Raw genomic sequence first — 15,564 nt, 5'->3', positions numbered from 1 at the left:
TATGGATATTAATAATAATGAACCGGCTCAACTTTTAGTTGACGGTTTCGGAAGGCAGATTACCTATTTAAGAATTTCTTTGACCGACAGATGCAACTTAAGATGTGTATATTGTATGCCGGAAGACGGAGTTCGATTGCTCAGCCATAGCGAGATGCTATCTTATGAAGAAATCTTAAAATTTGTTAATATACTGGCCGGCTATGGCGTTAATAAAATAAGAATTACCGGCGGAGAGCCTCTTGTCAGAAAAGGTGTCGTCAATTTTATTGAAAAATTGAACAATATCGGCGGCATAAAAGATATAGCCATGACCACTAACGGCATCCTTCTTGATAAGTATGCGCAAGATTTATATAATGCAGGACTTAAAAGAATAAATATAAGTCTTGATTCATTAGACAATGAGATTTTCAGCAAATTAACGCGGGGCGGCAATCTTGATTCCGTTCTAAAGGGTATTGATATTGCGAAAACCGTGGGTTTTGAACCAATTAAAATAAATACGGTATTGATGCGCGGCGACAACGACAAAGAATTGATGAATTTTATAAATTTTGCAGTAAAAAATGAGCTTAATTTAAGATTTATAGAATATATGCCTATAGGGCAAAATATAAATCAAACAATTACTTCAAAAGAACTGATAGATAAAATTAAGATAGAGCATAAAGATTTTGAACCTAAGAAAATCGGCGATTGTTCCGTCAGCAAAGAATATTATTTTTCAGCTCAAAAAAATAATAAGGCTGTAATAGGTTTTATCAGCCCGTTATCCGAACATTTCTGCAATGATTGCAACAGACTTAGAATAACTGCATCCGGTAAATTGCGGCTTTGTCTTTTTTATGATGAAGAATATGATATAAAAGAAATTTTAAACAGCAATGCATCTGACGAATATATCTATAAATATTTATTAAATATATTACAAAAAAAACGGCAGACTCATTTATTCAATAATAAAAACAATAAAAATGAAACTGATAATCTTCAAAACAGCAATATTGCAGCAGCCGGTAATATTTATATGAATAAAATAGGGGGGTAATTAATGTTTTATAGATGCAAATGATCATGGGCAGGAAACCGCCAAATAAGGCTTAACGAGTATACTTAGACGAGTATTCAGAATACCGTGTGCACTCGTCATACATTGAAACAGGTGTAAATTAACTAATATAAATGCCAATAGCAAGATATCAATTATTATATATTACAAATCAATCGGAGGCTAAACTGTAGATGGAGCAGAATAATATTATCAATATTAACATTGAAGATGAAATGAGGCAGTCTTATCTTGACTATGCTATGAGCGTTATTATCGGAAGGGCGCTGCCTGAAATCAAAGACGGATTAAAGCCTGTTCACAGAAGGATTTTATTTGCTATGAACGAAATAGGCAATGATTACAATAAACCATACAAAAAATCCGCAAGAATCGTCGGAGATGTTATAGGTAAATATCATCCGCATGGAGACTCGGCAGTTTACGACTCAATAGTCAGAATGGCGCAGGACATTTCATTAAGATATCCGTTAGTCGACGGGCAGGGAAATTTCGGCTCTATTGACGGAGACCCTCCGGCTGCTATGAGATATACCGAAATCAGAATGACAAAACTGTCTTCTTTTATGCTTGACGACATAGACAATGAAACGGTTGATTTTATTCCAAACTATGACGGTTCGTTAAAAGAACCTACAATCTTGCCGGCAAAATTTCCTAATCTGCTTATTAACGGATCTTCAGGAATTGCGGTAGGTATGGCTTCAAATATACCGCCTCATAATTTAAGCGAAACTATAGACGCATTACTGTATTTTATGGACAATCCGGATTGTCTGATAAATGACCTTATGAAATTTATGAAAGGACCCGATTTTCCCACTGGCGGCATAGTTTACGGATATTCCGGCATAATAAACTATTTTAACACCGGAAGAGGCATTGTTAAAGTAAGGGCTAAATATCATACCGAAAAAGATAAAATAATTATAACCGAAGTTCCATATATGGTTAATAAAGCTAAAATACTTGAAAAAATTGCAGAACTTGTCAGAGACAAGAGAGTGGAAGGAATATCAGATTTGAGAGATGAATCAGACAGGGAAGGACTGAGGGTTGTTATCGAACTTAAAAGAGATGCAAATGAAACTATTTTGATGAATAAACTTTTTTCGCATACGCAGCTCGAAGAAACATTCGGAGTCATTATGCTTGCGATAGTGAACAATCAGCCGAAGGTGCTCAATCTGAAATCGGTACTTTCATATTTTATCGATTTTAGAAAAGAAGTAGTGGTCAAAAGAACATTATTCGAATTAAAAAAAGCGCAGGCGAGACTTCATATATTAGAAGCTCTGAGAATAGCGGCTCAAAATATCGACGAAGTTATTGAATTAATAAAAATGTCTGCATCTCCGAAAGAAGCTAAGGCGGCTCTTATTAAAAAATATAATTTTTCAGACATTCAGGCGCAGGCTATTCTTGATATGAAACTCGAAAAGATAACCAACTTGGAAAGAGAACAGCTTATAAAAGAATATGAAGAAATATTAAGTAAGGTCAATAAACTGAAAGAAATATTAGCTAATGAAAATCTTATCGTAAAAATTATAAAAGATGAACTAATTTTTATAAAAGAAAAATTTGGAGATCCGAGAAAAACCGAAATAGTTGTCGAAGAAGCGGAAGTAAATGAAATAGATTTTATTCCCAATGATGAAATGATTGTTATGATGACTGGAAGCGGATACATAAAAAGAACTAAGCTTGATTCCTTCCAATCTCAGCATAGAGGCGGGCGCGGACATATAGGTATAAAATCAAAAGAAGATGATTTTGTAACGGATTCTTTTTGCGCAATGGCTCACGACAGTGTACTATTCCTGACTAACTTAGGGATAGCATATAAACTTAAAGTTTACGATATTCCTGAAACGCAGAAACAGTCAAAAGGAAAACCGATAGTTAATCTTCTTAATTTAAGAGAAAATGAAAAAATTTCATTTTTTGTACCGGTTAAAAATTTTAACGAAGGCTATTCATTAATTATTGCAACAAAAAAAGGACAAATTATAAAAACTTCCCTGATTCATTTTGCAAATGTGAGAAAGGGCGGATTGATAGCCGTGAAGCTCAGAGAAGGAGATGAAGTTATAAGCGTTAAGATTGTGGATAACTCTTTACGGGACACCTTAATAACAATAGCGACAAAATTAGGCAAATCAATTTGTTCCGACATAAATGATTACAGGCTTCTTGCAAGAGGCGCTATGGGCGTAAGGGGAATAAAACTTCTAAAAGACGACGCTGTAGTTTCTATGGATATTTTAACGTCTAAAGATGATTTCCTTGTGGGTATTACAGAGAACGGCTACGGCAAAAAGACGACCATGACGGAGTTTCGTAAGCAAAATAGAGGCGGAAGCGGGCTTATAGCTATTAAAACAGGCAAAAGAAACGGCAATGTTATAGCCGTTCTAAAAGTAAAAGAAGATAATGATATAATTTTAATAACTTCTTCAGGTCGGATTATAAGAATTAAAGCATCCAATCTTCGCAGTATAGGAAGGAATACAATGGGTGTAAAACTCATAGGACTTAGTGAAGAAGAAAAAGTTTCTAACGCCATTGTAGCATCCGCATCTGATGAAACAGAAGAAGAAACGGCGGATTAATATTTATTATTATAATATAATTCGTAAATTTTACTTTAAAAGTGTATTCTATGAAAAAAAATAATAATGGCGGTTTTGTGCCGGGAATTATAGGAGCAGGAAGTTTCGGAACTGCCTTAGCAGTTAATTTTGCTAAATATGCTGACAAAGTTTACCTGAAATGCAGGAATCCGGAATTTGCCAAAAAATTGCAGCAATGCAGGCAAAACTTTGATTACCTGCCCGGAATAGTTTTAAAAGAAAATATTATCATAGAAGATACGTTTGAACCTGTTTTTAAAAATGCGAACATAATATTTTTAGTTGTTCCGTCATTAGCTTTAAAAAGTACGCTCGAAGAAATCAAGCGGTATGAAGCTCAGTTTGATTTTAGCGAGTATATTTTTATTAATACCGCAAAAGGAGTCGGGCTGAATACTTTGGAAATGCCGCATGAAGTTTTTTTTAACATACTTGGAAAGAAAATGCTTGAAAAGTATGCTATGCTGAGCGGACCTAGTTTTGCCGCCGAAGTGGCTGCCGGTCTTCCCACGGCTGTTTGCATAGCGTCATCAAATGATTTATTGCTTGCAGATATTAAAGACTTTTTTAAAAACAATCAAAATTTCCGAATATATACGCTGAACGACGTAAAGGGATTAGAGCTTGGAGGGGCGCTTAAAAATATTATAGCGCTTGCAGCCGGTATCTCCGATGGATTAAAATTAGGCTATAATGCCAGAGCAGCATTATTGACCCGGGGCATAGCCGAGATTACAAGATTTGGCGAAGCCATGGGGGCAGACAGGCAAACTTTTGCAGGATTATCCGGTTTAGGCGATTTAATTTTAACTTCTACATCTGATTTAAGCAGAAACAGAACGGTAGGTTTAAAAATTGCTCAAGGAATGAGTCTCGATTCAATAACTCACAATATGAAAATGATTGCAGAAGGGGTTACTACTACCAAATCGGTACACATATTAGCAAAACAAAAAAATATTTATATGCCTATAACCGAAATTGTATATTTAGTGCTTTATGAAGGTTTAAAACCGCATGATGCTATAAAAATGCTTCTTCAAAGAGATATTAAAAATGAATTTGACTAACCGGCTTAATTTAATTAATTAAACTTTAACCTTAATTCTGCAATAGAAAATATTTATGCATTTCTTTGCTCGGTTAAGCAACATATTGAATAAATACCGAAAAATATAAAATAAATAAATAATAAAGCAGATAAAGCTGATAAAAAGCAGATATATAAAAATAACTAATAACCGTCGGATTTATTTACCGATATGATACGAGCCGAAGGAGGAAAACTATTATGCCGGATATAATGGAGATAAAGATTAATCACATAAAGGATTTGCAATTTGAAGCATATTCTTCGTCTAATCCTGATTATAAGGTAATCATGGATACATCAAAAGACGTAGGCGGCGGCGATGAAGGTATAAAACCGACGGAGCTTCTTCTTGTCAGTCTTGCGGGCTGCAGTTCAATGGATATTATATCAATTTTAAATAAGAAAAGACAGGTCATTGAATCTTTTGACGTGACGGTCAGAGGGCAGAGAGCCGAATCCCATCCGATGGTTTTTACTAAAATAAACATCATTTATAATTTTAAAGGGGTAAATATTGATAAAGAAGCGGTAGACAGGGCAATTTTTCTTTCAAAAGACAAATACTGCAGCGTCTGGGCAATGCTCCAGAAGGCTGCCGATATAGAATTTTCTTATAATATTGCATGAAAACTTATGATTATATACGGTGATATAGAATCTCTTAAATCAAGATAAAATCAAATAAATTTTTAAAATGTTTTTAAATATATTATAATACTAAATATGTCGTAAGTATTTGCGCATTGCATTATTAGATTATTATAAATAGGGGTCAAAAGGGTCAAAATAAATTTCTAAAATATTTTGAAATATATTAAATATATAAATATATTAAAGCAGGTATACAATTATGGAATTTAATTTAAACGATAATGAAAAAAAACAGCTGATTAGAATTGCCCGGAAATCCATAGAAGATTCTTTAAACGGAAAAAAAGACGCCTATCTGAACTCCGATGAACTTTTAAATTCTTTGACGGACAATTTGAGGAAAAAAGCCGGAGTTTTTGTAACCTTGAAATTTAACGGCGAACAGTTAAGGGGATGTATCGGAAATTTTATTTCAAATGAGCCAATTTACAAAAATATATATAAAATGGCATACGAAGCCGCATTCAATGACCCGAGGTTCATGCCTCTATCCATCTCCGAGCTAAGTAAAATCAGTATTGAAATATCAGTTTTAAGTCCTTTAGAAAAAATCGGCAGTCTTGATGAAATTATAATAGGAAAGCACGGCTTATATATAATGAAAGGACCGTATCACGGTGTTTTGCTGCCTCAGGTAGCAACAGAATACCATATGAATAAAACGCAATTTTTAGAAGCGGTATCTCAAAAAGCGGGATTACCCGAAGATGCCTACAAAGAAAATGCGGATATTTATATATTTTCGGCAGAAATTTTTGGCGAGTGAGTTTGCAAATTAATTAAGTAATTATATAATTTTTTTTTGAAGGCAAAATACTTAAAATTAAAAGTTTTTTATGAAATATTATCCTATAGGTTTAAATATTTTTGAAAAAAAAGTGCTTGTTGTCGGCGGAGGGAATGTCGCATCAAGAAAAATAGAGCGGCTTATTGAAAAGGGCGCCGTAATAACTGTCATTTCCCCTGAGATTACAAATGAAATTTATGATGCAGCTAAAAAAGCAAAAATTAAATGGATTAAAAGCATATATAAAATTGGCGATGAGGATGGTTTTTTTGCAGTTTTTTGCGCTATTTCTTCTACCGAATCAAACAAAAAAACGGAAGAAAAATTATATGAAAGATGTATAAAAAAAAATATTTTGATAAACGTTGCCGATAAACCGGCGCTATGTACATTCACGCTTCCGGCTTTAGTTTCTAGAGGAGAATTTGAAATAGCCGTGTTTACCGGCGGACTCAGTCCTCTTTTTGCAAGAAAGATCAGAGAAAGTTTAGAAAAAATATATGGAGAAGAATATACGGTCTTTGTAAAGATTCTGGGTTTAGTCAGAAAAGAAGTAAAGAAGAAGAATCTGCCGCAGAAAAAAAATCAGGAAATATTCGGCAAACTTCTTTCATCTGAACTTTTTGTTATGGTGAAGGAAAAAAAATATAATGATATAAGTTTATTTTTAAGCGATTTCCTCGAGGAAGCTTGTAAATGATTTTTAAAAATTATTATTTTATCCCGATTTTATTATTTTTTTTATCCTATGCAGTTCTTTATATTAAGAAAAATAATCCATATAATTCCTTTATTTTTTTAATCTATTTCACTTTTGTTATTCAGAGTATAATTGTTATTGCAGGTTTAGACAAATATCATTTTACCATGATTATACCTATCGATTTGATGATTTTTTTCAATTCGTGGATACTCATGCTCATAGTTATTCTTTTTGAACTTTTATACAAAGCTAAATATATTGTTATCTATGCAACACCGATAGTCATTGCTGCATTATTAATATCTTATTTTGCGCCTTCTATGGATATCAACACTATATTAAAAGTAGATTCATGGCTTTTAATAGCGCACATTGTTCTTATATTAACGGGTGATTCGCTGTTCACCCTTGCATTTATTTTATCTTTAATATATATTCTTCAGGAAAGAAAACTAAAGCTTAAAAAGAATTTGAAAATTATAAATAGCGGCAATAAAAACAGCAGCGGCAAAAATGAGGGCAGATTATTTAATTTTCGCAGGAATTTTAATTACTTTAATTTAGGCAAGGGGTACAATTTGGAATTGTTGGATAATATGAATTATCAGTGTCTAAAATTAGGATTTCCTGCTTTAACCGCAGGCATAGTAATAGGCATATATCTTTCAAGCGCTTTGTTTAAGTCGGTGGCTTCGGTAAAACCAATTGAAATTATTTCACTGATTACATGGCTTATATACGCAATTTTGCTGCACGAACGCGTTGCTAAAGGCTTAAGGGGTAATAAAGCGGCTATGCTTAGTATAGCAGGTTTTATTATGATTATTTTGACAGTGGGCTTTTCCCTGTACTTGTTTCCTGAATTTCACGGATTAAAATAAACGGGATAAAATAAAATTATATATTGATATCTCAACCTTACTTATAATTGCTTTTATAATTAATTAAACTAAATTAATATGGAAATTATTATTACCGGATTAAATCATAAATCTTCGGATATAATTCACAGAGAAGAAGTATCAAAGAAAATTCTTACAAAAGAATTGAGGAATGAATTTATTTTTAATATCAAACGTTTATTTAATGAAGAAACCGGAAAACAGTTAATTCAAGAATCCGCAATAATTTCTACATGCAACAGAGCCGAGTTTATATTCGCGGTATCCGGTAATTCTTCGGGCGGCAATAAAAATACCGACTATGTATTAGTTATAAAAAATATTATAATTAAATATTTATTCGGTGAGAATTTTGCAAATGAAGAATTGCAGAATATGTTTTATACGTATAAAAATTCTGAAGCGATACTTCATTTTTTTAAAGTTGCATCAAGCTTAGATTCCATGATAATAGGAGAACCGCAAATTTTAGGCCAGATTAAAGAATCATATAATGAAGCCTGTGAATTTAAAAATACCGGTTTAATTTTAAACAAACTTTTTCATAAGTCTTTTTACTGCGCTAAAAGGGTAAGGACAGAAACAAAAATAGCGGCAGCGCCTGTTTCGATAAGCTATGCCGCCGTGGAACTTGCTAAAAAAATATTTAATGATATAAGCAATAAAAAGGTTTTACTGCTTGGAACTGGAGAAATGGGGAAAATTGCAGCCAAACATTTTATAAAGCAGGGAGTCAGTGAAATATTTATTACAAACAGAACAAGAGAAAAGGCTGTTAAACTTGCGGAGGAATTAGACGGATACGATTCCAAGACGATTGTTGACTTTAACGAATATTATAAAATATTGACGGTAGCCGATATAGTATTATGTTCCACCGGAGCAGATTCATATATTATAAAATATGAAGATATTCAGCCTATTATTAAAATGCGCAAGCAGAGACCGATTTTTTTAATAGATATATCCGTTCCGCGCAATATTGACCCTGAAATAAATAAAATTTCCAATGTATATCTTTTTGATATTGACGATATCGGCAAAATTATTGAAAATAATCTTGACGTAAGGCAGCAGGAGGCAGATTTTGCAGAAAAAATAATAGACGAAGAAGCGGAAGACTTTATAAATTGGAAAAATTCCCTTAATGCCGTTCCGATAATTGTAAATTTAAGAAATAAAGTTAACGGTATTCTTTCGGCTGAATTGTGTAAATATATAAATAATAAAGATGAGAATATAGAAGCAATAGTGAATTCTATCACAAATAAGATTCTTCACGAACCTATTACAAAAATTAAAAGATCCGAGGTTGATTTTAACGGGTTAAATCTTATGGAAGCAGCCAAAATACTTTTCGATCTGGAAATAAATCTTAACAGTATATCTCAAGAAAGCAAAGAGGTTGAAAAAGGAATATTGAACGCAGAAGACGCAGAAGACTATGGAGCAGACGGCGATAATGCAAATAACGCAAACAATGGACATTATTACAACAATAAAATTATTCAATTGAATAATAATAAAGCTAAATAATTAAATAATAAAATTATGTTATCTAATAATACTAGAAAGTATATTCTAAAATTAGGAACGCGCGGCAGTAAACTTGCGCTTTATCAGGCGAATACCGTTAAGGACCAGTTATTGAATGTTTTTAAAGGACAAAACATTGATGCAGGTGTAGAAATTATACCGATTAAAACATCAGGCGACAAAATAACGCATGCCTCATTAAGCTCTTTCGGCGGGAAAGGTCTATTTGTAAAAGAGATTGAAGAAGCTTTGCTTGCAGGAAAAATAGATATAGCGGTGCACAGTTTAAAAGACGTGCCTCAGGTTATACCGGATGAATTGATTATAGGATGCACGCTTAAACGGGACGACCCTCGTGATTGCCTCATATTAAAAGACGGAACTGACGGAACTGAATATACTGCAGATGTTAAAATAGGTACAGATAATAATACAATTTCAGAAAAGAACGCAGCCGCATGTGCCGCTGCCATCGGTTTGCTTAAGCGCAATGCCGTAGTCGGCACGTCAAGCCTCAGAAGAAGAATTCTTATGCAAAGATTAAGAGACGATTTAATTTTTGAGCCTTTAAGAGGCAACATCGACACAAGAATTCAAAAGGTAAAAGACGGTGTATTCGATGCTATTATACTTTCTTCAAGCGGATTGATAAGATTGGGACTAGACCCGCTGATAGATTTTTATCTTGACCCGCTTGTGTTTATTCCCCAGTGCGGTCAGGGGGTTATAGCGATTGAATTTTCAAAAAATAATAAAGAATTAGCTGAAGTTTTGCAATTTATTAACGATGGCTATACCTTCGTTTCAACGTACGCCGAAAGAGATTTCATTAGAATATTAGACTGCGGCTGTGCTTCGCCGGTCGGGGTTTATTCTTATTTGTCCGATGATGACATTTCCGGCGAAAGCAAAATTTATATTAAAGGATTCGTCTCCAATATGAACGGAGAATATTTAGAAGCAGACATTAGCGGAAGCAAAACGGAATATAAAGAATTGGGTAAAAAATTGGCGCATAACATTGTAGAAAAGGGCGGGCTGGAAATTTTGTCTAAAAATAAATAATATTGCGATAACACAGTATAATACTGCTGCAATACTAGTACAGTATTATATAAACTACATAAAGACGCAAATGAATTTGATAACAAAACAACATAAAAAATAAAAAATACAATAAAAAAATAAAAATAAGGAAAATTTTTATGAATAAACCCTTAGTCTATCTAACCGGCGCAGGACCAGGAGATCCGGAACTTTTAACCCTTAAAGCAAAAAGGGTTATAGGCGAAGCAGATGTAATAGTTTACGATAGTCTTATTTCTACGGACCTGCTTAAGTACGCACGGAAGGACTGCGAGATAATTTACGCCGGCAAACGTTCTTCTAATCATACGCTTCCTCAGTATTCTATAAATGAGCTGCTGGCTAAAAAAGCTAAAGAAAATAAAATAGTGGTAAGACTTAAAGGAGGAGATCCTTTTCTGTACGGAAGAGGCGGCGAAGAAGCTGAAAAATTGCATGAAGAAGGCATAGATTTTGAAATCATACCCGGTATTTCGTCTTCTTTTGCGGTTCCTGCATATGCAGGTATTCCTCTGACCCACAGAGATTATTCATCCACCGTTGCTATAGTAACTGGGCATGAAGGAGAGCATAAGGAAGAAACGACTATAAACTGGGATAATATAGCGGGCGCTTCTACCATTGTCGTTTTGATGGGATATAAAAATATTACCAATATCATAAATGAAATTATAAAAGCGGGGAAAGACGAAAACACCCCGGCGGCTGTTATTCAGGAAGGAACTACCGCACGTCAGAAAGTTGCCGTCGGGACGCTTAAAACTATTGAAAAGGAAATGCGCAGCGAGGGTTTAAAAAGCCCTTTGATATTTATAGTAGGCGAGGTAGTCCGCTTAAGGCAAAGAATAAAATGGTTTGAGAAAAGACCGCTATACGGCGTCAAAGCTTTAATTACACGTTCTACAGGGAAAGCCTCGTCGCTTGCCGCTAATTTAAAAAAATATGGTGCGGAAACTATAGAACTTCCTTTAATTGAAATTATACAAAAAAGCAAAAATATTGACGAAAATGCAATCTTAAAGTCTATTGAAGATATTAGCCGCTATGATTTTTTAATATTTACAAGCGCTAATGCAGTAGAAGGATACTTTGAAAGAATATTTTCCCGAGGTAAAGATTTAAGAATATTAAATAATTGCAAAATCATTTCCGTCGGTGCGGCAACATCGGCTGAACTAAGAAAATACGGTATAATAGCAGATATTTTTCCTTCGTCGTCTGAAATATTTTCACAGGACGGGATTATAAAAGAACTGGATATGCTATATGGCGTTACAAATATTAAGGGAAAGAATTTTCTATTTCCGCAGGCTCTAAATATCAACAGCACGCTGCCTGAATATATTATTTCTTCAGGAGGCGTGTTGAATAATATTCCTGTTTATGAAACAGTTTTGCCGCCGGAATCCATTGAGAATACAGCAAATCTATTTAAAGGTTTTAATGCCGCAAATCCCTCTGTAAATCTTATAACATTTACAAGCTATTCAACGGTTGAAAATTTTGTAAAATGCATTGAATCGGCGCAGGAAGGTTTATTGGGTATATTGCAGAGAACTAATGCCGATGTACGCTGCGGCATCCGCTTTGCCGCTATAGGCAGAAAAACAGCCGAATATGCTTTCAGGTTTGGCATAAAATCTGATATAATATCAAAAGATGTTAATATTGATTCTTTAACCGAAGAAATAGTAGATTTTTATAAGGAGCATGAGGTATTATAACGGCATTACAATATTATATAATCTTCAAGAAAATAAAGTAAATAATTAAATTTAAATTAAATAAGCGAGGTTAAATAAAAATGATAGGAATTTCAAAACTTTATTGCGGAGGAGTGCATGCGTCAGACGCGTTGCGGTATGGAAGAATGTCGCAAAAGTTGCCGTCCCATCTTCTACAATTTTCAGAAGATAAAAAACCGGTTATAGTATGGAATATGACTAAAACCTGCAATCTGAACTGCGTGCATTGCTATTCGCAGTCTAAAAATCTTCAATATAACAACGAATTGACATTAGAAGAAGGAAAGGCGTTTATAGACGATATATCTTCTTTCGGTTCTCCGGTTATGCTTTTTTCAGGCGGCGAACCCTTAATGCACCCTCACTTTCTGGACCTTGCATTTTACGCAAAATCAAAAGGTATGAGGGCGGTAATATCGACGAATGGAACCTTAATTACAAGAGAACTTGCACAGGAACTCAAAAAAGTCGGACTGTCTTATGTCGGAATCAGCCTTGACGGACTTTCAGAAGTTCATGACAGATTCAGAGGCAAAAAAGGAGCTTTTACCGAAGCGATAAACGGAATAAACTATGCTAAGGAAGCAGGAATTAAGGTTGGCTTAAGATTTACGATAAATAAAAGAAACGCTCAGGAAATACCTGGAATTTTTAAACTCTTAGAGGAAGAAAATATACCGAGGGTTTGTTTTTATCATCTTGTTTATGCGGGAAGAGGAACAAAACTCATGGAAGAAGACCTTACCCATGAAGAAGCAAGGCGGACGGTAGATACGATTCTTGAACTTACGAAAGAAATATATTCTAAAGATAGTACAAAAGAGGTTTTGACGGTAGATAACCATGCGGACGGACCTTATATTTATATGAAATTATTAAAAGAAGGACAGACGGAGTCTGCCGAAAATGTTATGCAGCTTCTTAAAATGAACGGCGGAAACAGTTCTGGAGTCGGTATAGGTTCTGTAAGCTGGGATGGAGAAGTTTATGCCGACCAGTTTTGGAGGCATTATTCATTTGGCAACGTGAAAGAAAGGAAATTCAGTGAAATTTGGACGGATATCTCAAATCCCTTGATGAAGCAGTTAAAACATAAGCAGGAATATGTTAAGGGAAGATGCGCTAAATGCAAATGGCTTGATGTATGCAACGGTAATTTCAGAGTCAGGTCGGAAGCTTCTTCCGGAGATTTATGGTCACCCGACCCGGCATGTTATTTAACCGACGAAGAAATAGGGCTATAAAATAATGCAAGGCTGACACATAGCATACATAGCATAAACGATTGCGCATACAATGCTTATAAAAATATTATTAAGGAAAAGGTGTCAGGTTTTATTTTTTTGCATATGTAGTAGTTCAATTAACAAAGAAGATATTTGCAAAAAAAATTAATCTGACACCTTTTCCGAGCAGATAATTTTCTATTGCAGGATTAAGGTAGTTTATGCAGATTGTAAATTTAATATAAATAAAATAGGATTATAAAGTTATGATGAACGACAAAATGATGCCTGATGCTGCGCTTATGGCTCATGGCTCTCATGGAGGAGCTATGGGTGCTATGCCGCCGGCGGGCAAAAAAAATGAATTGAGGCTTGTTTTCTGGGAGCTTACGGCAAGATGCAATCTTAAATGCATCCATTGCAGGGCAGAAGCTCAAGAAGAAAAGCAGGAAAATGAACTGACGACGGAACAATGTTTTTCCGTAATAGATAATTTGTGCAGTTTTTCTAACCCCATTTTGATATTAACCGGCGGAGAACCTTTATACAGGGATGATATTTTTGAAATTGCCTCTTACGCTTCGCGCAAAGGATTAAGGGTTGCGCTGGCTACCAATGGAACTATGATTGATAAAGAAACCGCAAAAAAAATTAAAGAGTGCGGAATAAAGAGGGTGGCTATAAGTTTGGACGGTTCCAACGCAAAAACGCACGATTCATTCAGAATGATACCGGGGTCGTTCGATGCGGCTTTTAACGGAATTAAAAACTTACAGAATGAAGGGCTTGAAGTTCAGGTGAATACGACCATTGCTAAACATAATGAAAATGAAATAAAAGATATACTTGAACTTGTTTTAAAGAATAATTTGAAAGCGCTGCATATTTTTATGCTTGTGCCCGTCGGATGCGGTGTGCAAATAGCGAATACGCAGATGTTGGATAAACAGAAATATGAAGACATACTGGCGTGGTTTTATGATAAAACAATGGAACTCAAGGATGTACTTGAGCTAAAAGCAACATGCGCCCCGCATTATTTTAGAATAATGCATAAAAGAGCCAAAGACGAAGGAATAAGCATTACTCCAAAAACGCATGGTATGGCCGCGGTAACCAGAGGCTGTCTGGCAGGGAGTTCTGTTATGTTTATTTCAAGAAAAGGCGATGTGCAGCCGTGCGGTTATCTTCCGGCGCTGGCAGGCAATGTTCTTAAAGAACCGGCTGAAAAAATTTGGGAATCCTCCGAAGTATTTGCCAATTTACGCGATTTAAGTTTATTAAAAGGGAAATGCGGCATATGCGAATATAAAAAAGTATGCGAAGGATGCAGGGCAAGAGCCTATTATGAAACAGGAGATTATTTAGCTGAAGAGCCTTACTGCATTTATGAACCGTCATTAATTGCAGAGCGCTGATTAATTGATTAACAGATTGACCGGCTGGCTGACTAATCAGCTAATAACCAAGCAATAACAAAGTAATAATAAGAGGCAATAGCACTAAGAAGACGGTAAGAAAAAGATAAATATAAATAAATACATACAGATACGTATATTATATACGTGACACATAACACTATATTTAAATTTTAGCGCATTAATTTTAATTCTTAATTTTAATTATGGAACCGGCTGCCAACAAACTTAACAGATTTATTGCAAAAGCGATTGATTTACTGATTGTAGGTTTTTTCAGTAAGGTATTTTACCCGTACGGCTTCATGGCGGGTCTTTTATATCTGCTGATAGGAGACGGTTTTTTTGACGGACAGAGTCTGGGTAAAAAATTGATAGGACTTAAGGTTATAACGATGCCCGGCGAAAAAAAGATTGAGTTTAAGGATTCAATTATTAGAAATCTGTTTCTGGTTATCGCCCTTGCATTTGCGTTTATACCGCTGTTTGGTCTGTTTTTAATGTTTACGGCGGGACTTTTTATATATGGTATTGAAATATATTATATCATAACTAACCCTATAGGAGAAAGGCTCGGCGACAGACTGGCATTTACGAAGGTCATCGACATTACGCGCCGGGACACCGATACGGCTGCGGCGTTAGTAGATTAAGCATATATAATAAATAACAAGCCGGCTTGATACTTTAAAGTATTTTTAATAATTAT

The 15,564-nt window shown here is 34.7% G+C and carries 13 protein-coding genes; all 13 read left to right on the top strand.

Annotated elements, in window-relative coordinates:
• Position 1: 1 nt before the first annotated feature.
• Positions 2 to 1,051, top strand: a complete 1,050-nt coding sequence (gene moaA, locus EVJ46_02405) for a GTP 3',8-cyclase MoaA (protein RZD17102.1) — start codon at positions 2 to 4, stop codon at positions 1,049 to 1,051.
• Positions 1,052 to 1,245: 194 nt separating this feature from the next.
• Positions 1,246 to 3,687: a DNA gyrase subunit A gene (gene gyrA / locus EVJ46_02400; protein RZD17101.1), complete on the top strand. Its 2,442-nt coding sequence runs from the start codon at positions 1,246 to 1,248 to the stop codon at positions 3,685 to 3,687.
• A 50-nt stretch (positions 3,688 to 3,737) separates the two neighbouring features.
• Entirely contained in the window at positions 3,738 to 4,778 is a 1,041-nt protein-coding gene (locus EVJ46_02395; protein RZD17100.1) for an NAD(P)-dependent glycerol-3-phosphate dehydrogenase, read from the top strand.
• 233 nt (positions 4,779 to 5,011) lie between these two features.
• Positions 5,012 to 5,428, top strand: coding sequence for an OsmC family peroxiredoxin (locus EVJ46_02390; protein RZD17449.1), 417 nt, complete (start codon positions 5,012 to 5,014; stop codon positions 5,426 to 5,428).
• 223 nt (positions 5,429 to 5,651) lie between these two features.
• Complete coding sequence (amrA, locus tag EVJ46_02385; GenBank protein RZD17099.1) at positions 5,652 to 6,218, top strand: AmmeMemoRadiSam system protein A; 567 nt, start codon at positions 5,652 to 5,654, stop codon at positions 6,216 to 6,218.
• Positions 6,219 to 6,288: 70 nt separating this feature from the next.
• Positions 6,289 to 6,939 carry a bifunctional precorrin-2 dehydrogenase/sirohydrochlorin ferrochelatase gene (locus EVJ46_02380; protein RZD17098.1) on the top strand — a complete coding sequence of 217 codons (651 nt, stop codon included), beginning with the start codon at positions 6,289 to 6,291 and terminating at the stop codon, positions 6,937 to 6,939.
• Positions 6,936 to 7,823 (top strand): hypothetical protein, encoded by an 888-nt coding sequence (locus EVJ46_02375; protein RZD17097.1) that lies wholly within the window; start codon positions 6,936 to 6,938, stop codon positions 7,821 to 7,823. The genes EVJ46_02380 and EVJ46_02375 overlap by 4 nt, the downstream gene beginning before the upstream one ends.
• A gap of 78 nt (positions 7,824 to 7,901) precedes the next feature.
• Positions 7,902 to 9,380 (top strand): glutamyl-tRNA reductase, encoded by a 1,479-nt coding sequence (locus EVJ46_02370; GenBank protein ID RZD17096.1) that lies wholly within the window; start codon positions 7,902 to 7,904, stop codon positions 9,378 to 9,380.
• A gap of 15 nt (positions 9,381 to 9,395) precedes the next feature.
• Positions 9,396 to 10,445 carry a hydroxymethylbilane synthase gene (locus EVJ46_02365; GenBank protein ID RZD17095.1) on the top strand — a complete coding sequence of 350 codons (1,050 nt, stop codon included), beginning with the start codon at positions 9,396 to 9,398 and terminating at the stop codon, positions 10,443 to 10,445.
• 140 nt (positions 10,446 to 10,585) lie between these two features.
• Positions 10,586 to 12,190 carry a uroporphyrinogen-III C-methyltransferase gene (gene cobA, locus EVJ46_02360; protein ID RZD17094.1) on the top strand — a complete coding sequence of 535 codons (1,605 nt, stop codon included), beginning with the start codon at positions 10,586 to 10,588 and terminating at the stop codon, positions 12,188 to 12,190.
• Between the two features lie 80 nt (positions 12,191 to 12,270).
• Positions 12,271 to 13,455, top strand: a complete 1,185-nt coding sequence (gene ahbC / locus EVJ46_02355) for a 12,18-didecarboxysiroheme deacetylase (protein RZD17093.1) — start codon at positions 12,271 to 12,273, stop codon at positions 13,453 to 13,455.
• A 320-nt stretch (positions 13,456 to 13,775) separates the two neighbouring features.
• Entirely contained in the window at positions 13,776 to 14,855 is a 1,080-nt protein-coding gene (locus EVJ46_02350) for a radical SAM protein (GenBank protein ID RZD17448.1), read from the top strand.
• 206 nt (positions 14,856 to 15,061) lie between these two features.
• Positions 15,062 to 15,508: a hypothetical protein gene (locus EVJ46_02345; GenBank protein ID RZD17092.1), complete on the top strand. Its 447-nt coding sequence runs from the start codon at positions 15,062 to 15,064 to the stop codon at positions 15,506 to 15,508.
• The last annotated feature ends 56 nt before the right edge of the window (positions 15,509 to 15,564 follow it).

The organism is Candidatus Acididesulfobacter guangdongensis (genome assembly GCA_004195045.1).
In the GTDB taxonomy this organism is placed as follows: domain Bacteria; phylum SZUA-79; class SZUA-79; order Acidulodesulfobacterales; family Acidulodesulfobacteraceae; genus Acididesulfobacter; species Acididesulfobacter guangdongensis.
The sequence above is the reverse complement of the archived record's forward strand: the minus strand, read 5'-3'. Positions and strand labels throughout refer to the sequence as shown.